General features: G+C 36.0%; 23 protein-coding genes. 5 read left to right on the top strand and 18 right to left on the bottom strand.

Annotation, left to right across the window (positions count from 1 at the left end):
• Positions 1-338 precede the first annotated feature (338 nt).
• From AC1RFD_RS20885 to acpS, 5 genes are all read right to left on the bottom strand, one after another.
• Positions 339-689 (bottom strand): type II toxin-antitoxin system PemK/MazF family toxin, encoded by a 351-nt coding sequence (locus tag AC1RFD_RS20885; protein ID WP_004232054.1) that lies wholly within the window; start codon positions 687-689, stop codon positions 339-341.
• Between the two features lie 4 nt (positions 690-693).
• The gene (locus tag AC1RFD_RS20880; protein ID WP_004232053.1) at positions 694-957 is read right to left on the bottom strand and encodes a hypothetical protein; all 264 of its coding nucleotides are present in this window, start codon (positions 955-957) and stop codon (positions 694-696) included.
• Between the two features lie 301 nt (positions 958-1,258).
• Positions 1,259-2,380, bottom strand: coding sequence for an alanine racemase (alr, locus tag AC1RFD_RS20875; RefSeq protein WP_115674572.1), 1,122 nt, complete (start codon positions 2,378-2,380; stop codon positions 1,259-1,261).
• A 178-nt stretch (positions 2,381-2,558) separates the two neighbouring features.
• The gene (locus tag AC1RFD_RS20870; RefSeq protein ID WP_048394283.1) at positions 2,559-3,617 is read right to left on the bottom strand and encodes a LolA family protein; all 1,059 of its coding nucleotides are present in this window, start codon (positions 3,615-3,617) and stop codon (positions 2,559-2,561) included.
• Positions 3,618-3,741: 124 nt separating this feature from the next.
• Entirely contained in the window at positions 3,742-4,095 is a 354-nt protein-coding gene (gene acpS, locus AC1RFD_RS20865; RefSeq protein ID WP_048394281.1) for a holo-ACP synthase, read from the bottom strand.
• Between the two features lie 65 nt (positions 4,096-4,160).
• Here acpS and AC1RFD_RS20860 point away from each other — a divergent pair, with 65 nt between their 5' ends.
• Positions 4,161-4,784: a rhomboid family intramembrane serine protease gene (locus tag AC1RFD_RS20860; protein WP_048394279.1), complete on the top strand. Its 624-nt coding sequence runs from the start codon at positions 4,161-4,163 to the stop codon at positions 4,782-4,784.
• A gap of 60 nt (positions 4,785-4,844) precedes the next feature.
• On the opposite strand, the gene AC1RFD_RS20855 is transcribed toward AC1RFD_RS20860, so the two are convergent.
• From AC1RFD_RS20855 to AC1RFD_RS20820, 8 genes are all read right to left on the bottom strand, one after another.
• Positions 4,845-5,420 (bottom strand): GNAT family N-acetyltransferase, encoded by a 576-nt coding sequence (locus AC1RFD_RS20855; protein ID WP_054549589.1) that lies wholly within the window; start codon positions 5,418-5,420, stop codon positions 4,845-4,847.
• Positions 5,421-5,531: 111 nt separating this feature from the next.
• Positions 5,532-6,998: a PH domain-containing protein gene (locus tag AC1RFD_RS20850; protein ID WP_115674571.1), complete on the bottom strand. Its 1,467-nt coding sequence runs from the start codon at positions 6,996-6,998 to the stop codon at positions 5,532-5,534.
• Complete coding sequence (locus tag AC1RFD_RS20845) at positions 6,991-7,470, bottom strand: PH domain-containing protein (protein ID WP_004232029.1); 480 nt, start codon at positions 7,468-7,470, stop codon at positions 6,991-6,993. The genes AC1RFD_RS20850 and AC1RFD_RS20845 overlap by 8 nt, the downstream gene beginning before the upstream one ends.
• A gap of 136 nt (positions 7,471-7,606) precedes the next feature.
• Positions 7,607-9,130, bottom strand: coding sequence for a degradosome RNA helicase CshA (gene cshA, locus AC1RFD_RS20840; RefSeq protein ID WP_054549592.1), 1,524 nt, complete (start codon positions 9,128-9,130; stop codon positions 7,607-7,609).
• Between the two features lie 352 nt (positions 9,131-9,482).
• A complete protein-coding gene (locus tag AC1RFD_RS20835; RefSeq protein ID WP_421925076.1) occupies positions 9,483-10,175 on the bottom strand; it encodes an alpha/beta hydrolase in 693 nt (230 codons plus the stop codon).
• A 75-nt stretch (positions 10,176-10,250) separates the two neighbouring features.
• Positions 10,251-11,618 carry a UDP-N-acetylmuramoyl-tripeptide--D-alanyl-D-alanine ligase gene (locus AC1RFD_RS20830; RefSeq protein ID WP_269897924.1) on the bottom strand — a complete coding sequence of 456 codons (1,368 nt, stop codon included), beginning with the start codon at positions 11,616-11,618 and terminating at the stop codon, positions 10,251-10,253.
• A gap of 11 nt (positions 11,619-11,629) precedes the next feature.
• Positions 11,630-12,709, bottom strand: a complete 1,080-nt coding sequence (locus tag AC1RFD_RS20825) for a D-alanine--D-alanine ligase (protein ID WP_048394267.1) — start codon at positions 12,707-12,709, stop codon at positions 11,630-11,632.
• A gap of 223 nt (positions 12,710-12,932) precedes the next feature.
• Positions 12,933-13,685: a hypothetical protein gene (locus AC1RFD_RS20820; protein WP_048394266.1), complete on the bottom strand. Its 753-nt coding sequence runs from the start codon at positions 13,683-13,685 to the stop codon at positions 12,933-12,935.
• Positions 13,686-14,038: 353 nt separating this feature from the next.
• Between AC1RFD_RS20820 and AC1RFD_RS20815 the strand changes: the two genes are divergently transcribed.
• Complete coding sequence (locus tag AC1RFD_RS20815; protein WP_036079404.1) at positions 14,039-15,226, top strand: FtsW/RodA/SpoVE family cell cycle protein; 1,188 nt, start codon at positions 14,039-14,041, stop codon at positions 15,224-15,226.
• Between the two features lie 57 nt (positions 15,227-15,283).
• On the opposite strand, the gene AC1RFD_RS20810 is transcribed toward AC1RFD_RS20815, so the two are convergent.
• On the bottom strand, positions 15,284-15,421 hold the full coding sequence (locus AC1RFD_RS20810) for an Lmo0850 family protein (protein ID WP_004232019.1): 138 nt from the start codon (positions 15,419-15,421) through the stop codon (positions 15,284-15,286).
• 368 nt (positions 15,422-15,789) lie between these two features.
• On the opposite strand from AC1RFD_RS20810, the gene AC1RFD_RS20805 reads away from it, so the two are divergent.
• Both AC1RFD_RS20805 and cls read left to right on the top strand, forming a co-directional pair.
• Entirely contained in the window at positions 15,790-16,950 is a 1,161-nt protein-coding gene (locus AC1RFD_RS20805) for an MFS transporter (RefSeq protein WP_048394263.1), read from the top strand.
• 186 nt (positions 16,951-17,136) lie between these two features.
• Complete coding sequence (cls, locus tag AC1RFD_RS20800) at positions 17,137-18,594, top strand: cardiolipin synthase (protein WP_103119112.1); 1,458 nt, start codon at positions 17,137-17,139, stop codon at positions 18,592-18,594.
• A 49-nt stretch (positions 18,595-18,643) separates the two neighbouring features.
• On the opposite strand, the gene AC1RFD_RS20795 is transcribed toward cls, so the two are convergent.
• From AC1RFD_RS20795 to AC1RFD_RS20780, 4 genes are all read right to left on the bottom strand, one after another.
• Complete coding sequence (locus AC1RFD_RS20795; protein WP_054549595.1) at positions 18,644-19,423, bottom strand: M15 family metallopeptidase; 780 nt, start codon at positions 19,421-19,423, stop codon at positions 18,644-18,646.
• Between the two features lie 149 nt (positions 19,424-19,572).
• Positions 19,573-19,821: a hypothetical protein gene (locus tag AC1RFD_RS20790; protein ID WP_048394257.1), complete on the bottom strand. Its 249-nt coding sequence runs from the start codon at positions 19,819-19,821 to the stop codon at positions 19,573-19,575.
• 55 nt (positions 19,822-19,876) lie between these two features.
• Positions 19,877-20,638 carry a membrane protein insertase YidC gene (yidC, locus tag AC1RFD_RS20785; RefSeq protein WP_004232011.1) on the bottom strand — a complete coding sequence of 254 codons (762 nt, stop codon included), beginning with the start codon at positions 20,636-20,638 and terminating at the stop codon, positions 19,877-19,879.
• Positions 20,639-20,814: 176 nt separating this feature from the next.
• Entirely contained in the window at positions 20,815-21,609 is a 795-nt protein-coding gene (locus tag AC1RFD_RS20780; protein ID WP_048394255.1) for a helix-turn-helix transcriptional regulator, read from the bottom strand.
• Positions 21,610-22,114: 505 nt separating this feature from the next.
• Here AC1RFD_RS20780 and AC1RFD_RS20775 point away from each other — a divergent pair.
• Positions 22,115-22,765, top strand: coding sequence for a LytTR family DNA-binding domain-containing protein (locus AC1RFD_RS20775; protein WP_004232004.1), 651 nt, complete (start codon positions 22,115-22,117; stop codon positions 22,763-22,765).
• The last annotated feature ends 205 nt before the right edge of the window (positions 22,766-22,970 follow it).

Here is a 22,970-nt window from a genome sequence, read left to right as displayed (position 1 = left end):
AGTTATACTCTTACACTTTTGTTCAAACTGCTTGCCATCATTTAAAATGAATGAATTGCCTCTATAAATGGAATATTCTATGTAAATTTTCATATACCTTTTAAGAATTTTTTCAAAAATCTATTTTTATTAAAAATCTTGTGTATATCTTAAAGCTTTTTGTAATATTTATCAATTACACCTTGGCTTAATTATTTCAGGTACTTCATCTTTCGTAGCAAAATCGTTTGCTGAGCAAGATCTATCGTAATTCAAATTATGGTAAAGACATTTCAAGGATATAAGACAAAAAAGCATCGAGATATCATAATCTCGATGCTTCTATACACATATGTATATCAAAATTTAACTAGACCTAAACTAATCATCAACGCACCATCAACTTTTTCCATCACAGCATGATCCAGTTGCGTAATACGATCCGTCAATCTTGACTTATCAATTGTCCGCACTTGTTCTAGCAAAATAACCGAATCACGTTCAAAACCATACTTTTCAGCATTGATTTCAACGTGTGTCGGTAACTTTGCCTTTTGAATCTGTGCAGTGATAGCTGCGATGATGACAGTCGGACTAAATCGATTGCCAATATCATTTTGAATAATCAGCACCGGCCTAGTGCCTCCTTGTTCAGAACCTATTACCGGTGATAAGTCTGCAAAAAAAACGTCACCACGTTTTACATTCAAAGTGTCATCCCCCGCTAACGAGACGCTCCACCATATGTTGTGCTTCATACTCTGCATGCAAGCATTCGCTCGCAATCATTAAATTAATATGAGACATTTCAACATATCCTTTAATCATAGCTTCCCGTATTTGATTTGGTTGCTCCTGCATTAAATTTTTGCGCGCCAAAATACGCACAAAAGATTCACCTTCAATTACTTCCTTTGTTTGTAGAAATAGCCTGTCTTGAACAGCAATTGTAGCTTCTCTTAACTTTTTCTCGTACACAGCAAGCACCTCCAACGGAACCATACACTTTTCATTACTTCCCATTCTATCATTGAAAGATATTGTTGAAAAGACATGAAATGACAAAATATCTGACAATTTGAAGTACAAATTGTAAAAATATGTTGGTTGTCGAAGGTATATGCTGAATAATTATTATTGCAATGTGTTTTCAAATATGAGCCATTACTATGTTTTGGAAAAGAAATAAGTTCTCCAGTGCTAATTTATTTACCAATTTCAACTTGGAACATTGCTCATGACATTACATTGAGATTTGACTTATTCTAATGAAAGACAACTAAAGATATATTCTAGGAACTCTTGTTGTTATAATGCATGGTATTTCATAATTAATTGTTTCGAGCTTTGTTGCCCATTCATCGATCGATACTCCAGTATTTCCTTGTCGACCAATGAGTGTTACCTTCTCACCTATATCATATGCTTTTGGTAGGGCAACCATACATTGGTCCATACAAATTCGTCCAACAATCGGCATTCTTTGTCCATCAATTAAAACCTCTTGTCCACCTAACTTGCGAATCACGCCATCTGCATAGCCAATTGGAATTGTTCCTATCCACATATCTGTCGGAGCAACATATGTAGCTCCATAGCCAACTGGATCACCTGATTTTATTTGCTTTACATGAACAAGTTCACTTTCAAGCGAGAACGCTGGTAACAAGGGAAAAGGTAATATACTTTTCACATATGAAGAAGGTGATAATCCATACATCGAAATACCAAATCTAACAGCATCATATTGTAAATGCGGATCTTTTACTAATGAGGCTGCTGTATTAGATGCATGAACAAGTCGCGGCTTATTAGGTATTACAGCTAAACATTTCTCAAAAAATTGTACCTGTTGATCAAAATGTAGCGTATCCTCTTCATCAGCTGTCGCAAAGTGTGTAAATATTCCATCCAGCTCCATGTTATCTGTAGACTGTATTGTTTGATAGAGCTCTAATAATTCCTGCTCTGAGCGAATACCTATTCTACCCATTCCGCTATCTATTTTTATATGAAGTCGTAAAGGAAGCGCTTCATCCACTAAAAGAGAAGCAGCTTGCTGAATCCAATCATCGGCAAATGCCGTAAGTATAATACGTTGCTGCGCTGCATAAGGAGCAAATGAAACTGGAGATGCACCTAATATTAATATGTCTGGTTCTTCAAAATGTGCTCGAATATGTAATGCCTCATCGGGCGTTGCCACTGCAAGTACTGTGGCACCAGCTTCAAGAGCTGCCCGTGCAACGGCTACATCTCCATGACCATACGCATTTGCTTTTACTACAGCGATAATTTGAACATTAGGTCGTAAAAATTCTTTTAAGTTTTTTACATTTTGTTGAATTGCTTGTAAGTCTATTATTGCTTTTGTTGGACGAAAAAACTGCTGTGTCTTCATAAGAATACCCTCTTTATTTTTAATTAAAACATTATGTAGGACATACATATTGCAAAGTATGTCGATTTAGCTTGTACACACAAAGTTTTAGTTTTCGGATGAGCCTATACTTTATAGGTTCATTTTAATTATCAATAAGCTACAGCCTCCGTATCCCAGAAGGCTGTAGCCAGAAAAGTTACTTCATACTACTTATCGTCATAGATGTAGCAACTTCAATCATTTCTTCTCGCGTTAATTTACTTGATGCTACAAAGAATTCAACGCCATCTTTTTCCCAACTAATTGATGTATCTGTAATAGCACCAATTGTATAGCCTAAATCAACTGGATCACCAGGTGACGATACAGGTAACATTGAATTTTCCTTCATTACTGGTTGCTGCATAACAGTAAATGCCTTCTCACCATCGTATGTTAAGATTACTCGTTCCATTCCACTTTCCTGCACAACTTTTTCATTCGCTAATTGTGCCCAATTTACAACAGGATAATGTGTTTGGAATTCTTGATATTCAACTTCTGCTCCAACAGCTTCCTTATCCTCATTATCTTCTTGCCCTTCTTTTTCGGCAGGTGTAGCTTGTTCACCTTTCGTGTTATCTTTATCAGTGAATTGTTCAACTGCATACTCTTTTGCAGCATGTTGTACACCTAGCTTAATTTTCTTAAATGTGATTTTGATTTGCTCTTCTTTCACATCATTCATAATCACTACTGAGGTTGGCAATAAAGTTTTCTTATCTACTGTTATAACCTGATGTGGCATACTGTTCTTATAGCTATTTCTAGTAGCCGCTTCAAATATATATGCTTTTTCTTCTTCTTTCATGACAAGATTTTTATCTTCTGCTAAATCTTCTGCTAGTGCTCCAATTAAGTATGCCTGACTATTTTTCTTTGGCCAATCACTTTGGAATTTATACATTTTGTTTAATGTCGGTGTTACGACAAAAACACCATCAGCATTACGTACAATCATTTGAGAAACATCTTTCCCACTTTCAACTACTTCTACTCGATAGAAATCAGGTTTTGTGTGCCATACTGTTACATCATAATTTCTAGGTTCCCCACCCGATTTAATTTCCATCGATGCATTTAATTCATAACCATTCGTCTCTGCCCATTTACCATTCACTTTCTTCAACACTTTTTCCTGTGAGGCTGCACCACATGCCGACAGAAGTAATATCGTACAAAGTAAGACGAGCCATTTAACTATACGGTTGCCCACGCTTTCACCCTTTCTTCTTTCAAATCCACTACGACAATATATGAACCGTATTTGTCAGTTATGTCATTTGAAGAAAGGGCAATATATTTAAATTTACATGCAATCCTTTTAGACAAGTTAAGTACTATTCTAATAAGATTACTTGAGCAGCTGCGTATTGCTTAGAATGCGTAATACTAACAAATCCATTGACAAGTTCATCCTTAAAATATAAAACAGGATTGCCAGCTGCTCCTTTTAACACTTCCAAATCATGAAGCTTACATTGTTCCCCAAGCCCTGTTCCCAGAGCCTTCGAAAATGCTTCTTTTGCAGCAAATCGCCCAGCTAAAAATTCTATTTTGCGAGTTTCCGAATAACCATCAAATATTTTTTTTTCATTTATCGTTAAAATGCGGTCTTTAAATTTATCTGTTCGTTTCATAGCCTTTGCAATACGATCAATCTCTACAATATCGAGGCCAATTCCCTTAATCATGTGAACCTTCTCCTTTACCTATTTCCAACAAGGCATGTATAATAATTGTAAATTGAGGTGGAGCCATGTTTAGTAGAACGGAAAATTTTAAGCAATATACAAAGTATTACCCTGTTGTTTCAACTTTAATAGCAATAAATCTTACTCTTTATGTATTGTCTCTCATACCCAGCATAGGAACACTCTTGTGGAATTACGGAATCCAAGCAAATTTCCTGATTCAAAGTGGGGAATGGTGGCGTGTTTTCTCTGCCATGTTTTTACATGCAGGTTTTATGCATGTATTTTTTAATATGTTTTCCTTATATCTCTTTGGACCAGAGCTAGAAAAAATCGCAGGGAAAGCACGTTTCATTACAATTTATTTAGTATCAGGTATTGTAGGCAACATGGCAACCTATATATTCTATGATAGTAGTTATGCCAGCCTTGGTGCAAGTGGGGCTATTTTTGGAATTTTTGGTGCATTTGGGGCATTAGTTTACTATACTCGACGTACAATGCCCATGCTTCGTAAGCTCATTTTACCAATCATCGTCATCAGTGTCATTATGACCTTTCTCCAACCAAATGTGAATGTCTTTGCTCATTTAGGCGGTCTAGTAACCGGATTTATCCTTGGACTTGTCTATTTACATCCAAAAAGAATTTTAAGCTGGCGCAAACAAAAGATGGCTGGTAGACCATAACATTAAAAAGAGGAGCTGCTCACCTATAGAGCAGCTCCTCTTTCCTTACAATGACCTCCATTATAAAACCACTGTAGCTTCATTTGACATCTTTATTTTTTTCCATTCAGTTGCTGTTAAACCATAAACAACCTGATCTACGTAGTGATCATATAGCCACTCAGCATCCCTTAAACGCCCTTCTTCATGAAAGCCCAATACCTTTGGGATTGTACGACTACGAATATTACCAACTGCAACACGCACTTCTATACGATTTAACTTTAAATAATTAAAGGCAAAATCAATCAATGCTTTCATGGAATTCGTAACGAGCCCCTTTCCTACAAATTCATTCCCTAGCCAGTAGCCAATACTTGTCCATTTATGTTGCCAGTTGATTTGGTGATAACCAATAACACCCGCAAGCTTTCCATCATAGTAAATCCCTGCTTGTATGCCATTGTGATCAGCATATTGTTGCATAGCATTTTTTACGAATTGCTCAGTATCCTTTACTGTTTTGACATCATCTACAAAGGGCAACCATTCACGTAATGTATCCCTTGAACGGTCAGTTAAAGCGAATAACTCTTCTACATCACTTAAATCCAAAAGCTTTAAATAAGCGCTTTCATTAATGTCATATTTAAACAATGTCTCCACCCCTTTTGTTCTATTTATTTTATTATAAACAGCATCTCTATTTATTTATAGTTAAAAAAGCTAATCCTTCCATAAAATTGAAAGGATTAGCTTTTTAGTTCATTAATGTTCGTACCATGTTAAGATCGTCTCGGCATCTTGTTGCTCTAAGCTGGAAACACTCCCCGTTGTACCAGTTGCTCCTGACATGACGGTTGCTTTTACAGACATAACATTCTTTCTTTTTTGAAAGTACGATTGTGTACTTTCAATAGATTGAATTCGCTTCTTCTCCATGGTTAACGTAATTCGACTAAACACTCGATACTGCATAGCCAGTTGCTTGCCATCTATTTGATAGCCTGCTGTTTTATGTTGCCAAATACCAAGTAACATTGTTAATGGAATTAACAGCAACGACAATAGCCCGTATGGATAAAAGAAATAGATAGATGCACCGATAATCGGAACTAGCCAGAAAAAATCAATGCGATAAAAAAATGGTCTTGCCCTTTTTGGTGAGCGAGTAAATGTAGGCTGCCAATTCATTTCTGGGAAAAGCTGTTCTAATGTTTGCATACAATCCGGCTTCTTAATAAGTGGAAATAGCGTAATTTTTTTATCATTTCCATTTTCACCATTACCACCAGCACTTTCAACAACCACTGTAGCATAGCCTGTTAACTGACGTAGTGGATTTTCCACAATACGAATTGCCTGAATTCGATTCAACGGCAAAGTAATACGCTTTTTTTCTAACAGTCCCTTTGTGATAATCAACTTTTCTTCCTCAATGCGGACAGTGTAATCATAATAATTTATCAGTGTGATGACCACTGATACAATCCAAGCAACAATTAAAACAACCATCACCGTCAATGCCACTAAAAATGCGCCGATTTTCACGAAATCAGCTAACTCATGAAATACAGTTTCATAAGGAATAATGTCGGAAAATTGTGAAGCAACGGCTGCAAGACCTGATAACACAACACCAATTCCACCAGATGTTGTTGCTAATACTAGTAAATCTCGCATGGACATATGGTAAATCATCGGAGTTGGTATAGCTTCCTCTACAACCTGCATTTGATCCTGTTGTTGAACTGCTTCGTTTTTAGCATGACGCATTTCTAATTCAATAACATCTGCTGCTGCTTTGCGAATGGCTGTCAGCTCAACCTCAGGTTTTCCCCCTTTACTACCAGCAGTCTCCACCTGAACTTTCACTAAACCAAAAATACGATGAAAAACACCTTCATTGTAATTCAAACTTTGAATACGTTCAAAAGGGATATAACGTTTCTTTTTAACAAATAATCCATATGTCACACGCAACTCCCCATCTTCAAACCAGTAAACAAATGTCCGCCATTTTATGATTCCTCCCACGAGCGCAAGAAGTGCTGCTACTCCCCATACACCGAAAAGTAAAATGGTTTCAAAAAAATGATCACTACGAAAATTCAAAGAAAAATTAAAGCCGTTACTTATGATAATAATGGCAATTGGTAATATCATACTTTTCAATGCTTTTACACTCGTTATAATTGCAGACACTGGGTGTAAACGATTAATTTCCTTAGACATCATCTTCAGCCACCCTTGCTAAATCAGAAATACGCGCACGCAGTACGTCTGCTTCATCCATAACAAGTGCAGGAATCGTATGTACAGTTGCAGCTGTAGAAATAGAGATATTACCTAAGTCGTATTTTTTTAATATCGGCCCTTGTGTTGTATCAACATGTTGCACACGTACCATTGGAATTAATGTGCGTTTCACAACAAATAAACCATGTTGTACTTCGATTTCATGCTCTCGAACTTCATAGCGCCATCTTTCCCATCTTATTTTCGGGAAAATAAAAATAGATAATATCGCACTTAGTAAAACAATTGCACATGCTATGAAGTAAATAAATGAAGGCCATTCAAAATAATAAGTACCATAGCTTACAAGTCCTGCTACAACTAACAGCACCAATGTTTGTATGACTCCATATAAACGCCACACTGTTAGCCCTTTACGAGAAATTTGATGAATCGGTTGTGCTCTCATTGTCGTTCCCCCTCTTTCTTCATTAGGTGTATACGAATTCACTCACCTTTTTGTTTCAACTATAGCCGAAAAAAAACCTTACAGCCATCATGACTGTAAGGTTTACTATAAAAAATTAAGTGTATTTCGTCTAAAATTATCCTTCGTGACGTCTTGGAGAACGAGAACGACCTTGTCCACCTTCACGACGTCCGCCTTCACGGCGTCCACCCTCTCGACGGCTACTGCTACTGCGACGCTCTCCACTGCGAGCATTGTCACGACGTCCGCCGCCAAAGCTACGGTTACCACGGCCACGATCACCGCCACCACGGTTATTGCTAGAACGTTCACGACGCATTGGTAATGGACGTTCTTCTGTGATTGTTACTGGTGTATCGTCTGGCTCTCTCGTTAATGAACGCAGAGCAGCTGCAACAACATCAACAGCATCATGATTGTCTAATAATTCTGCTGCAAGTGTACGGTAATCACCTAAATTGTTATTAGCAATAAGACCTTCCAGTGTTTCAACAGCTAAGCGTTGTTGACCTTCTAATGCTTCGTCCGTTGTTGGTGGGCGAAGAGGTGTCATACGTTTTTTCGTAGTTTCTTCTACAATACGTAAGTAACCCATTTCACGAGGTGTTACAAATGTTACGGCAAGACCTGATTTACCTGCACGACCTGTACGTCCAATACGGTGAACATATGATTCAGGATCTTGAGGAATATCAAAGTTATAAACATGTGTTACACCAGAAATATCAAGTCCACGAGCGGCTACATCAGTCGCAACAAGGATATCGATTTTATTTTCTTTAAACTGACGTAATACTGAGATACGCTTCGCTTGGCTTAAATCACCATGAATACCTTCAGCTAAATAACCACGAATAGATAGTGCCTGTGCAAGCTCATCTACACGACGTTTTGTACGACCAAAAATAATTGCAAGCTCTGGTTGGTGTACATTTAATAAACGAGATAAAATATCGAATTTTTCACGTTCAGCAGACTTAACAAAATATTGATCAATGTTATCAACAGTTAGTTCTTTAGCTTTAATTTTTACAATCTCTGGATCACGCATAAATGTTTCTGCAATTTTACGGATTGCTGGTGGCATTGTTGCTGAGAACAGTAATGTTTGGCGCTCAGAAGGTACGTTTTCTAAGATTGAATTAATATCATCAATAAAGCCCATGTTTAACATTTCATCTGCTTCATCCAATACTAATGTTTGAACATCTTCTAATTTTAACGTACGACGATTAATATGATCAATAATACGACCTGGCGTACCAACAATGATTTGAGGTCTATTTTTCAGTGCACGAATTTGACGACCTATTTCTTGACCACCGTATACTGATAATAATTTTACGCGTTTGTCATAGCCAATTTTATAAAGCTCTTCTGAAACTTGAATTGCTAACTCACGAGTTGGAGCAATGACTAATGCTTGAATATTAGGGTTTTTTGGATCGATTTTTTCAATTAGTGGAATCCCGAAAGCGGCAGTTTTACCAGTACCTGTTTGTGCTTGACCTAATACATCACGGCCTTCAATCGCAAAACGAATAGTACCTTCTTGGATTGGTGTTGCTTCTTCAAATCCCATACGCTTTACTGAGCGTAATGTAGATTCGCTAATATTTAATTCTGAAAAATTTGTCAAACTTCTCAATCTCCTTTTTTTCCTTTTAAGTTGACAAATGGTTACATTTTCAGATGAAGTTGTCGGCAAATTCGAGCCTGTGTAGTGGAACGTTTCCGTTACTTAAAAATTTTCTCTACATGATAGTCCATATAGAGCTCTCTTATATGAAAAGGAAAGCCCGGTCTTTACCGAGCGGTTCGATTCTGTCGTAATTTTTCACTTTAGAATAAAACCGTTGTGTTCAAAAAAAAGTACTCTTCAACCAAATATGAAGAGTCTTCGCACAAAATGTATCCATTGCTTACACTAGTCTAACATGGCTTTAAATCCTATGCAACGATAACGCATGAGTCGTAATAATCTGACTACTTTATTTACCTTTTAAAAACATTAAAACCTGTGGAAACCATTCAGAGCAATCTTCCTCAAAACATATATGGTGCTTGCCATTATCAGAAAAATACAAAACCTTGTCTGTAGAGGCTAATTCATCAAAAAGAAATTGAGCCGTATGATAAGGCACTATCCCATCCAACTTCCCCTGCACAATATATACAGGAATTTGAATATGCCGATAATACGGCTCCACCATTCTTACCAACTTCATAAATTCTACTGTTGAGGCAAGTGGCACATTGTTAAACTTCTGATGGTACCGTAGATAGAGTTCGTTATTAGTTAAATTATGGTGATAAGCTTCAGTAGCTAACATTTTAAAATCTTTGACTAGCTGTTTAGGGCTCACATACTTTGCAGCCGCACTTAGTAATACAAGCTTTTTCACTTTATAGCGTTTAGCTAAATATAGCGCTATAATTCCTCCCATTGAAAAGCCAACAACGATTACCTCGTCAACTTTTTTTGCCAACGATCGGAAAGCTAATTCGGCATCCATTAACCAGTGTTTCGCCTTAAAACCACTCATATGTAATTCTTCACCATGTCCAGACAATGTTGGCTCTTCAATTATCCAATCTGTATGTGAACGTAAATAACTTGTGAATGGCTTCACCTCATATGGTCCACCTGAAAATCCATGAATACATAGCACACCTACTAACAAATTCTTCACCTCATTTAACAAAGATAAACCTACACAAATAAATCGGTGAGCGTTTCTCTCACCGATTCATTGCTACTATGACGTAAATGCCTTTAAGATTGTCTCTAATTTCATACCACGTGAACCTTTAAGTAAAACAATAGATGATTCATTCGCTTGTTTTAGCTTTTCAATAATAGCCGTATAATCATCTTCTGTATACAATAAACGTTCAGCCTCAAAGCGCTCTTTTAATATTTTGTAAAGATATAGCATCCGAGGGCCAAACAAACAGACATAATCAATTTCATCCTCATTAATATGCTCAACCAGACCCTCATGGAAACGTTGCTCATTTGGTCCAAGCTCTAGCATATCTCCTAACACAAGCCATTTTTCAGGTCGAATAGTTGATGTAGCCATAAATTGAATGGCAGCTTTTACAGAGGTTGGAGCTGCATTATAGGCATCATTGATAAATAGAGCGCCATTCGTTCCTAGTACCTGTTGCATCCTCATATCAGTTAATACGACATGCTCTAAGGATGTACGTATTTGTTCATTGCTTAAACCTAGCTTATGAGAAATTAACATGGCCACAAGTGTATTTTTTACTTGATGCTTGCCAAGCACTGAAATAAAGAAATCACCCTCGATCAGACCGTGTGTAGTGAAGTGGCTGCCATCAGCGTTAGCATGAATATTGTCAGCGTATAAAAGATTATTGGATTCTAACCCGAACGGCACTGACTGTAATTGCTGTTCTTTTGCCACTAATTCCTTGAGCAAAGGTTCATCACCATCATAGAATAATAGACCATCTTCTTGCATTCCTTGAATAATTTCAAACTTAGCTTTTGCAATACCTGCACGTGACCCCAAATCCTGCATATGGGCCTCACCAATGTTGGTAATAACCGTCATATGTGGACGAGCAAGCTTCGTTAAAAACTCAATTTCACCAAATCCACTCATGCCCATCTCAAGGACAGCCACATCTGTATCTTCATCAAGCTGTAAGATAGTAATAGGCAAGCCCAATTGATTATTAAAGTTCCCGATCGTTTTTTGTACTTTAAAGAATGGAGCTAGTGTTCCCGCTAAAATATCCTTTGTTGATGTCTTACCATTTGAACCTGTAATGCCTATAAATTTTGCTTTATGTTCATTACGATATGCTCTAGCCATTTCTTGCAAAGCTAATTCTGGATCATCCACAAACAACAACGGGTAACCTTCTGGTGGATTCGGCTCATCCTTTTGCCAAAGAGAAGCTCCGGCACCTTTCTCAAATGCCTGCATTACAAACTTATGCCCATTTGTATGCTCACCACGAAATGGAACAAATAGGTCTCCTTGTTGAATTGTTCTTGTATCAATAGAAATTCCTGACACAACAGTGTCACCCAAAGCCGCCATATCCTCATTTAACCATGCAGCTAATTGTTTTAAAGTTTTTTTCACGATAATCCCACTCAGTCTTTTTTATAGTGGAGCTGTTGTTTTTCTTCATAGCGTTCAATTGCTAGGGTAATTAAACGGTCAATCAGCTCTGGATAACTCACATCTGTATGCTGCCATAATAATGGATACATACTTACAGGCGTAAAACCTGGCATTGTGTTTACTTCATTAATGTAAACGTTATTTTCAGTTGTTACAAAAAAGTCCGCACGAACTAAGCCGCTACCATCTATAGCCTTAAATGCACGCTTTGCCAGTTCTTTTAAGCTTGCCACAGTTTCTACTGGAAGCTCAGCTGGAATAATAAGTGCTGTAGAACCGTCCTTATATTTAGAATCATAATCATAAAAATCAGTAACGGGTTTAATTTCTCCTGGCACTGATACTTCAGGATAGTCATTTCCTAACACCGCTAGTTCAACTTCACGAGCGACAATTCCCTGTTCAACAACGATTTTACGATCATATTGTAAAGCAACCTCAATTGCTTTTACCAATTGCTCGCGATCTGTTGCCTTGCTAATCCCAACACTTGACCCTAAGTTTGCAGGCTTCACAAACATTGGCCAATTCAGGTTATTTTCACAGCGTTCAATGATTGCGTGTTGCTCATTCTTCCACTCACTACGAATAAAATACGTATAGGGCACTTGAGGTAATCCAGCAATTTCAAATAATTGCTTCATTACCACTTTATCCATTCCAGCAGAGGATGCCAATACACCATTTCCTACATACGGTAAATTTAGAACCTCAAGTAAACCTTGCACTGTTCCATCCTCACCATTCGTACCATGTAACAATGGGAAAATGACATCAAACTTTACCTCATTGCCATTTTTATCAAGCAAAAAATCAGTGATATTATTTTCTAAAATTGTAGTATTATCACCAAATTGTAGTTCTTCTATTGCACTGACGGGTTTTTCTAAACGCTCTCCACGGCGCCATTCCCCGTCAGTTGTAATGAAAATCGGATATACTTCATACTCCTCGAAATTCAAAGCTCCTGTGACTGCACGTGCTGTCGATAACGACACTTCGTGCTCCGCTGACTTTCCGCCGTATAATAAACCGATTCTTTTTTTCATTTTTGTGCCCTCCACATACTTCTTGAGTACTATTAGTTTATCATGAAACGTCTTGACAAATGACATAAAAATCTCACCGTATTTTTAACGGTGAGATTTTGCGTGTACATTTCTTCGATTATGCCCCAGCATCAATACTTCCTGCTATTAAATTGTACAGGAATAATGCAACATAAATATTGTCTACCAACATCTTAGTTCTTTGATTGCGTCACCATGAAGTTTAAATAATATAGATTAATTCATCATGCTCTGTTTTTAAAATCGTATTTAAGTCATCCCAAACTTCGTCAGGAAAAGAATATTCAGACAGATTGCGAACTTCTATTCCATACGCTACTTTTGGTTTCTCAATCCGATACAAAGATAGTAACGCTCCATCTTTCGCAAAGGATCGGTAAGAACGTAAAAAATCTGGTGATATAGCGGGAATACTCGCTTTTACTTTTCGACGCCAAAATCCAGTGCTGCGTTCCTTTTCACGAATTAAACTATTAAAAACATTGGCAACCAATAAATCCGAATCACTTAAATGACGAAAATAAATTTTAGTCATTTTCTCTAAGTCTGAAGAATAATAGACGAATCTATTTTGTAATTTATTAAAAAATGCTGACGTAATTGGTTCTTTCTTGTGACTTATGTACAGCAATTCTCCTTGTTCCATCGGTGTTAAATGATCTAGCCTCTTCTCGTCCATAAAATCTACCCAGCATAATTCTTTAGATTCAGCAGATTTTTTCACAAAACGAGGAACATCTTCTTCTAATACATATTCAAATTGTGTATGCATATTAAAAGAACCGTCTTCATAGGAATGTTTTAATAACAGTAAGTGATGTAGTGGTTCAAGTGCAGCCACAAATTGCGAGAATTTTAACCCGCTAAATATAACAAATTTATCGACATCATTCATATGAACATAAATATGATACATAAAATCATCAGCTGACTTTAATTTTTTAGCCACAACCATCACCCCATTCTTCACTACATTATAAGACTAAACATGATTTTTTTGAAACATTTTATGTTAATTGTCGTCACTACTATATACGCAGGCATAAAAGTAATTTTTGCGTTATAATTAGGAATGTTAAACATGCATTTGCATATAAAGTTTAGATTACTCAATGAGTTCAAGTATTTGCTTAAAATTCCATTGACAATATTCAAAGCAAATTGCAAGCTTATCAATAGATATGAGCTATTTTCACACCACTGCTGGTTATTAATTTGCTTTCTTCTTTGACCAATTATAAACGAAATAGGGAGAATCGCATCACATTTACTCATATTGAGATACTATTTTAATTTTAGGTGGCTTTTATGGAAAATAAACGAAATTTCGCAAATCGTTTTGACTGGACACTTGCATTTATACTCTTCACTTTTCTAGTCATTAGTTTGTTAGCTATTGCATCTGCCCAAACTTCAGGACAATATGGCATTAACTACGTACCAAAACAAATGCAATGGTATGTGATTGGTGCAGTAATTATTGGTATAGTCATGTTTTTTGAGCCAGATCAATATAAAAAAATGTCATGGTATATGTATGGAGCAGGGATTGCCTTACTGGTACTGCTTATTTTTATGCCAGAAGGAGAAGGTCAAATCGGTGCACCCGTTAATGGTGCTAAAAGTTGGTATCATACGCCGATTGGAAATATTCAGCCTTCTGAGTTTATGAAAACTTTTTACATTTTAGCACTAGCTCGATTAATTAGTAAGCACCATGAAATTTATTCATTACGATCAATTAAAACAGACTTTTTGCTACTAGGTAAAATCGCTATCACCTTAATCGTACCATTAGCTATTATTTTAAAGCAGCCTGACCTAGGCTCAGCACTTGTATTCTTTGCCATTACGGCAGCACTTATCATTGTAGCAGGGATTTCTTGGAAAATCATTCTACCAACATTTTTAGGTGGCATGGTAGCAGGCGGTACCCTACTGTGGATGGCACTCTATATGCAGGACTTTCTAGAAAAAACATTTGGTTTTAAGGCCTATCAATTTGCTCGTATTTATTCTTGGCTAGACCCCTATTCCTATTCATCCAGTGATGGCTATCATTTAATTACCTCTTTAAATGCCATTGGATCAGGTGAAATTTTTGGTAAGGGATTTAGAAATCGTGAAGTATATGTAGCTGAAAACCATACCGATTTCATTTTTACAGTTATCGGCGAGGAATGGGGCTTTATTGGCGCTAGTATTGTTATTTGTATTTTCTTCTTATTAATTTATCATTTAACAAAGACAACCCTATTACTGAAAGATCCCTTCTCGACCTATGTATGTGCTGGGATTATTGCTATGATTACCTTCCACGTTTTCGAAAATATTGGTATGACTATTCAATTATTACCTATCACAGGTATTCCACTTCCGTTCATTAGCTACGGAGGAAGTTCACTTATGGGGAATGCTTTAGCGATTGGGCTAGTCTTTAGTATGCGATTCCATTATCGAACATATATGTTTACCACACATGATGAAGATGAATAAATATAGAAAAAGGGAAGTCTCGCGTATTGAGACCTCCCTTTTTCTATTGGAAACGAGTTAAGCTTGAACTTGCGGAGTTTGCGTTGGTGGTGTTAGCACTTTTAAAAGTTCTAGTCGAGACTTTGTTACAGTGGCTGTTACACCCAACTTAGATAAATTCGAAACAATCTTTTTCAAATCTACTTCTTTTGTCATACATTCCACCTCAATCTTTCCTCGATTTTATATAACGTTTTATTTACGAAAAAGTTTCATTTTTCTACGAGTATGATGTCTGACAAATTTATCATACCATTTAACTTCCCTTTAAAATTTTTCAATTTTGTTACATTGTAAATTTTTCACATCATCAAACTTTTCCATCAAACATATTTAAATTACCCAAAATGGCTACATTTTATTCAAAAATCAGAACATAGATTTAAAAAATCTAAAATGCTTCATTTCTTTCTTTACTAAATTGTTCCACTTTATTCAAGCTTCCCTTCCCCTATTGTTGTAATCGCCAGAACAAGAGAGGTAGAATATACATATTGAAATATCGTATGAAAGCAGGGAACTGTATGAAAAAGGCTATTTTACTATTGATGTCTGTTCAATTCCTCGTTTATCTAGGGTTCGGCATTATTATTCCCGTCTTACCAGAGGTAATTGTGCAGCAAAATTGGCATGATCTCCACGTGGGTGGTTTATTGACCGTTTATTCACTTGCAAGTTTTTTCACAGCACCGTTATGGGGGATGCTATCAGATAAGGTAGGGCGAAAACAACTAATCCTTACTGGTCTAATTGGCTTTAGCCTTAGTTTTGTTATTTTTTCACTATTTATAGATAACCTAGCTATATTGTATGTTTCACGTATTATTGGTGGTTTATTTTCAGGTGCATTATATACAGCAGTAACAGGATTTATCGCCGATATATCTAGTGAAGAGGATCGCAATAAGTATATGGGCTTTATGGGCATGTCCATTGGTCTTGGGTTTATTTTTGGTCCAGCAATCGGGGGAATGCTAGGCCATTATAGCTTGCAGTTACCGTTTACTGCATCAGCATCATTAATTGCACTATTATTTATTTATGCAAGTTTCGTCCTAAAAGAACCTAAAAAACGAAAAGATTCAAATAAACGTGCTATAGTGCCAAAGGGTGCTGCAACAATGTTACAATTCCGTGTGCGCTATCTATTTATGTTTTCTTTTTTAGTAACTTTTATGCTAGCTGGCGTAGAGGCTACATTTCAGCTATTTCAAATCGAAAAAATTCACATTACACCATTACAAATTGGTTACTTGTTCATGTTTAGTGGATTTGTCGATGCTGCTATTCAAGGAGGGGTCGTTCGACGCATAAAAAATGGCAGTGAAACGACATGGTTAATCGGTGCACAAATTGTAACTGCTATCGGCATGCTTTTATTTACATTGACAGCTAATCTTTTTATCGCTGGGCTTGCCCTTTGTGTCTTTACAGCAGGTAATGCACTTGCAAGAACATGTGTTGTATCACTCTCCTCTAAAGAATCTGGAGGACAATATGGAACTGCCGCTGGACTGTCCTATTCAATGGATAACTTAGGACGTATTCTTGGTCCACTCTTTTTTACATGGTTATTTACCGTACAAGCAAGTCTTGGTTATTATATTTCGGCTGCAATAGCCATTCTTTCTATAAGCCTAATCTTTATATATAAGGCATCCCGTAAATCATTACGTCTTCCGTAAAATATAGTAGGTTGCATTTTATGAATTTCTAACTATTAGAGAATTACTAATTAAACCATGCGGATTATTCCTATATATCAAAGGGATAATCCTTTTCCATGCTATCTAGCCATTTCATATCTTCTTTCCGCATTTGAAGTAGGCTATACTAAGTATGTTATTAACAATACAAAGGCAGGTGTAGGAATGAGCATTTTTACAGATATAGAATATTTAGTTCCTTTAACTTTGTTTTTTAATATTTTATTAGCCATGACCATCATTTTCTTAGAACGTAAAGATGCTACCTCTACATGGGCATGGATCCTCGTGTTATTTTTCCTGCCATTAGCTGGATTTATTTTGTACTTATTACTTGGAAGACAATTACGAAGAAAGCACCTATTCCGTTGGGAAGGACGCAAGGATATTGGGATTGATAATCTGATTACCTATCAGATGGAAGCGATTCGAGATGAAACGTTTGAGTTTCGTATTGCTAATGCAGAAAATTATCAAGAGATGATTTATATGCACCTCAGAACAAACAATGCGGTGTTAACACAGGACAACCATCTGGATATTTTTGATGATGGTGCCGATAAGTTTGAGCAGCTCCTTAAAGACATTGAAGCAGCTAAAGATCACATTCACATCCAGTATTATATTTTTAGACTTGATGACTTAGGTACACGTATCGTCAATGCATTGATAAAAAAAGCAAAGCAAGGTGTTAAGGTGCGTCTTCTCTATGATGAAATGGGATCACGTAATGTTAAAAGACGCCATTTTAAAGAGTTGCTGCATGCTGGTGGTGAAGTAGAAGTTTTCTTCCCATCCATTTTGCCACTTCTTAACCCTCGTTTAAATTTTAGAAATCACCGAAAAATCGTTGTCATTGATGGTCGAATTGGCTATATTGGTGGTTTTAACGTCGGTGACGAGTATTTAGGTTTACAAAAAAAGTTTGGTTATTGGCGAGATACACACTTACGTATTGAGGGTAGTGCCGTACATCCTTTGCAAACACGCTTTTTACTCGACTGGAACCAAGCTAGTGCACAACAAAAAATGGGGTACTCTGATCGTTACTTCCCTGCCATCCCACAAAAAGGTGATGTGGGTTTACAGATTGTTTCAAGTGGACCAGACTCAGACTGGGAGCAAATAAAGATCGGTTACTTAAAGCTTATTAATATGGCTCAAAAATATATTTATATTCAAACACCATATTTCATCCCAGATGTTAGTTTTTTAGACGCCATTAAAATTGCCACCTTGTCAGGCATCGATGTACGCATAATGATTCCTAATAAGCCTGATCATATGTTTGTATATTGGGCTACTTATTCTTATGTGGGTCAATTATTACGTGCTGGAGCCAAAGTCTACATCTATGAAAAGGGCTTTATCCATGCTAAAGCTATTATTATTGATGACGAGGCTTCCTCTGTCGGAACAGCGAATATTGATGTACGAAGTTTTAGTCTAAATTTTGAAGTCAATGCCTTCATATATGATGCAAATATATCGCACCAATTGGCAGAACTGTTTGAGAAGGATATTTTTGATTGTACGGAATTAACATGGGAAATGTATAAAAACCGTTCAACACTGATTAAATTTAAAGAATCTATTTCCCGTCTATTAACACCCATTTTATAAAAATAAAAAGGAAGAGAGCCTGTTCACAGAATGGCTTCTCTTCCTTTTATTATTTTACGCCTAAATATTCTTCCAACGTAATGTTTTTCTTTGTTATCTCTTTTGCAATCTCTTTGCCCACATAACGATAGTGCCATGACTCATACATATAACCTGTTATCTCTTCTTTGTTTTGAGGGAAACGCAAAATAAAGCCGTACTCCTGGGCATGTGCAAATAGCCATTGCCCTGCTGGAGTTTCCCCAAACTCTTCTGTCAGCCACACATCTTCTTTTCCACGCTCTCCTATATCAAACGCTAAGCCTGTTTGATGTTCTGAGTAGCCAGGACGAGCACTATATCGATCTGCCGCTGCCTGTCCATCACGCTTAACATAGTTATCATAAAGGGTTGTTTGATATTCAAAAGATCGATAGCCACTAAATGCAACTAAATCAAATCCTTGCTGCTTGGCAGCTGCTAACATTTGATTTAACGCTTCTCGTGCTTCTGGATTTTCTTCAGGTGCAAAGGTAGATGGAAGCGGATAAATTTTATTAGCTAACAGAATACCATTGATATAGGTTGGTTCCGTAGGTAATGTTTGATTTGGAAGATACCCATTTTCGTCTGGTTGTTGCTCTGGCTTTGCAGGAGTTTCAGTATTGTCTAGTTTCTCTGTTGCAGTAGAATCTTGTTCAGTTGTTTTGTTTGTTTCTGTTGTTTTTGGCTGCTCATCAGATGCACTATTTACTTGATTATTTTTATAGTTATAGACTACAAAAATTGCTACAATTAACGCGATAGATATGAAAGCACCAACGATAAGCGGAAGACGATTGTTTTTCACTCTTTATACCCCTTTTAAAATATCAGGTATCTAAAAGGATATTTAAAGCATTTCACCTTGAAAATACCTATTTTATTGTATTACTAGTTATAATCTTATTTTAGCACTGTTCACATTTTCAGGTGTAAATTTCCTACGTAAATATTCAATTAATCTGTTAGAACGATGACAAATACTACTATAGATGCAATTGCGAAAAAAACTGCCATATACTGCATCCATTTTGCTTCTTTTACATAACCTTGCTCTTTAAAGCTTTTTGCTCTAAACCCATTTGAGAGGGCAAACATGATCGTCATTGCAAGTACGGCAAAATTAAATTTCCCCATAATAATAAATACAAGTGCTGCAATACTAAAAATTGCGACAAGAATAGATGATAGCCATTTTTTGTTCATCTTGCTGTCCTCCTAAAAAAATCGAGGCAGCAAAGGCGCCTCGACATCAATCAATTTATTTTTTTGCTTTCTCAGGATGTTCCGAATAATATTTACGCCCAATATATGTTTGAATAATCAACAATGCACCACTGACAGACCAATACAAAGGCAGTGCTGCCATAGAAGACATGGAGATAAAGACAATCATAATTGGTGAAATATAAATAAACATTTTCATCTGCGCTTTTTGTTGCTCTGGTACCGTCCATAAAGATACACGAGCCTGGATTAGGTAAACAATCCCTGCAACAATAGTCATCACGATATCAGGTGAACCTAAGCTAAACCATAAAAACTCATGGGATTTAACATCGGCAGAATACAAGATCGAAAAATACAGACCCATAATAATCGGCATTTGAATTAACATCGGTAAACAACCCATATTAAGTGGATTAATGCCATGCTTTTGATATAGAGCCATCATTTCTTGTTGATATTGCGTTTGCTCTTCTTTTGTCTTAGCTTCCTTCATTTTTTTCTGAACGGCTTCCATTTCAGGTTTAAAAGCATCCATCTTCGTTTTCATTAATTGCTGTTGACGATAGTTTTTTAGCATAATCGGCATTAATACTAAACGAATTAGAACAGTAATCGCAATGATTGCTAAACCATAGCTCCCTGAAAAGATATCATTCCCGAAAAACTCCAATAAAAATTCCATAGGTTTTACAAAGATACTATAGAAAAAACCTTCTTTGTTTTGCACAGCTTGACAGCCACTAAGAACAAAAACGGCAATACCAAGCATTGAAAATAGCTTCAAATTTTTCATTTTTCCACCTACTATTATTTATCAACTACTGTGAAGTATACCTTATAGGGTCTCTCTTTATCAAATAGCAAGTGCTACTTATTCCTTAAGCTGGTTCCTCAGATGATTCATCAAAAAAGATGCGAGCTTTAGCAACGCTAATATGTTCGCACCTTCTCATTTTCTATGCTCAAAATCTACACATTTTGTAATTCAGCTTCTGCCATTTCAAAACGATAAAATTCATGATGAAGCTCGTCTCTAAAATGTTTTGGCGTAACTCCAGTATATTTTTTGAAAATACGAGTAAAATAACTTTGATTACAGAAATGGAATTGATCTGAGATAGAAGTAATACTTTTGTTTGTATGTCGTAAGTAGTATTGTGATTCTTCTACACGTCTAACATTTAAATACTCAACCAATGTAATGCCCACATGTTCTCTAAAAATACGTGATAAGTGACTAGTACTTATATGAAAGTTATTTGCTATACTTTCAACAGTTAAATCATTTTCAAGCTCGTCATTTATATACATTATCACTTTGTTAACAGTTTGATGTCGGAAAGTCGGTTGTTTGCGATCTGCAATAAAGTAAACAAAGAAATCAATTAAATCATCAGCAAATTGTAAAAACTCTGCGTCTTTCATTTGATTTTCTATCATATCGTTACACGCAATATTGAAAGCAAATGCTTTTTTCGAAGGTACTTGATTGTCCAGCAATTTACGAGCAACAATTGATGACAAAACAGAAAAATAACTTCGAACGATTTTAATGACCTGTTTGCCAAAACGAATTGAGAGAATATCAATTAACTCATGCAAAGATTTTTTCGCTTTTGCAGATTCTAAATGGTAAATTTCAAAAATTAATTTCGACTCAATATTAAAAAATTCTTCGACACCGATATATTGATTAATATTATCGATTTCTTGGAAGTATCTTTTGGATATCGTTTCTGACATAGAATGTTGATGTAGTTGCATAATCTTCCCCATCTTTCCTCAGAGTGCACGAATTGCATGACAATATTTGACACCAATCCCGACGAATTAAAAATAAGAAAATAGTATTTACTTATTCAATATAAGAACTGAGTCCTATTTCACAAATTTTATTAACAAATAAATCAAAAATAACCCTACTAAAACACCAGATATAAAAAAAATAGACTATACAGTGAATTTTACCATATTCTGCGATTTCCTTTCAACCACATTTTAATTGCTACTCTAGTTCTAATTTATCACATATGCATAGTAGAAACCTCGTAAACTTATTCCTAACAATTAAATTTTACCATATACATATCAAAATAAATTAGTCATTTTATAAATTTATTTACAAATTATACAAAACAACTTACATCATTCTAATGGATCATTCGACATTTTTCTATTTTATTCCTAAATCTTCTCTATATAATTTATATGAATATGTAGTAAAATAGATGATAATACTATTTTTAAAAGTTTAGACGAGGTGTTTAAAGTGGATCCAAAACAAATAGAAGAGATCATGGAAATTATTAAGGAATTCTTCCCTGAAAATACGTCCATCGCTATCTCTGATACAAATGAATATTTGTATTACCAACCAAGCAAGAAAGTTGATTTAAAAATTAAACCTGGTGACCCTATCAAAGAAGGTTCAGCCGCACACAAAGCATTAAGCTATGGTCAAAAAATCAGCTCTTATATCGAACCTGATGTCTTCGGTGTCGCTTATTATGGCATGAGTATTCCTTTAATGGAGGAAGGCGAAACAAAAGGAGCTATTACTGCTATCTTCCCGCAAAAACCATCAGCATTCTTAACTAACTACATTACAATCAAAATTGATGATTGCTGGTACCCAATCAAACATGATCAAGTTATTTATTTAGAAACACAACTCCGTAAAACATTTGTTAAAACAATGACACGTGAAGGTTATCACCGTTTAAACTTAAGTGATCTAGAGCTATTTTTAGCACCTGACTCATTTATTCGTTGTCACCGCTCTTATATCGTTAACATTGACTACATCGATGAAATTCAACCAGATTCACACTCAACGTTTTTATTAATTATGAAAGATGGTACACGTATTCCTGTTAGCCAACGCTATGCAAGCTATTTCCGTCGTTCTTTAGGTTTCTAATTTGTATGAACAGCGAGCAATTTTTATAATTGCTCGCTGTTCTTTTTTGCGCACAAATCCGCCTCATTTACCTCAACATTTAACTATTTTTGCACTATTTTTAATATAGAAAACAACTAAATTTATACAGCTCTACAATAAAACGTTTTCTCTGTCGAAAAATCATCTTAATGCTCGATTTTCCTTTTTTTACTCAATTTAATGC

It is taken from the genome of Lysinibacillus sp. GW823-FHT02G10 (genome assembly GCF_058797135.1).
The sequence above is the reverse complement of the archived record's forward strand: the minus strand, read 5'-3'. Positions and strand labels throughout refer to the sequence as shown.

Coding starts and splice junctions, on each gene's coding strand:
- acpS (WP_048394281.1), bottom strand. CDS start 4,095: ATGATTAAGGGAATTGGCCTCGATATTGTAGAGATTGATCGTATTGCA.
- AC1RFD_RS20815 (WP_036079404.1), top strand. CDS start 14,039: ATGGAAAATAAACGAAATTTCGCAAATCGTTTTGACTGGACACTTGCA.
- alr (WP_115674572.1), bottom strand. CDS start 2,380: ATGAAGACACAGCAGTTTTTTCGTCCAACAAAAGCAATAATAGACTTA.
- AC1RFD_RS20780 (WP_048394255.1), bottom strand. CDS start 21,609: ATGCAACTACATCAACATTCTATGTCAGAAACGATATCCAAAAGATAC.
- AC1RFD_RS20810 (WP_004232019.1), bottom strand. CDS start 15,421: ATGACAAAAGAAGTAGATTTGAAAAAGATTGTTTCGAATTTATCTAAG.
- AC1RFD_RS20805 (WP_048394263.1), top strand. CDS start 15,790: ATGAAAAAGGCTATTTTACTATTGATGTCTGTTCAATTCCTCGTTTAT.
- cls (WP_103119112.1), top strand. CDS start 17,137: ATGAGCATTTTTACAGATATAGAATATTTAGTTCCTTTAACTTTGTTT.
- AC1RFD_RS20820 (WP_048394266.1), bottom strand. CDS start 13,685: ATGGTTGTGGCTAAAAAATTAAAGTCAGCTGATGATTTTATGTATCAT.
- AC1RFD_RS20845 (WP_004232029.1), bottom strand. CDS start 7,470: ATGAGAGCACAACCGATTCATCAAATTTCTCGTAAAGGGCTAACAGTG.
- yidC (WP_004232011.1), bottom strand. CDS start 20,638: ATGAAAAATTTGAAGCTATTTTCAATGCTTGGTATTGCCGTTTTTGTT.
- AC1RFD_RS20850 (WP_115674571.1), bottom strand. CDS start 6,998: ATGTCTAAGGAAATTAATCGTTTACACCCAGTGTCTGCAATTATAACG.
- AC1RFD_RS20860 (WP_048394279.1), top strand. CDS start 4,161: ATGTTTAGTAGAACGGAAAATTTTAAGCAATATACAAAGTATTACCCT.
- AC1RFD_RS20825 (WP_048394267.1), bottom strand. CDS start 12,709: ATGAAAAAAAGAATCGGTTTATTATACGGCGGAAAGTCAGCGGAGCAC.
- AC1RFD_RS20790 (WP_048394257.1), bottom strand. CDS start 19,821: ATGAACAAAAAATGGCTATCATCTATTCTTGTCGCAATTTTTAGTATT.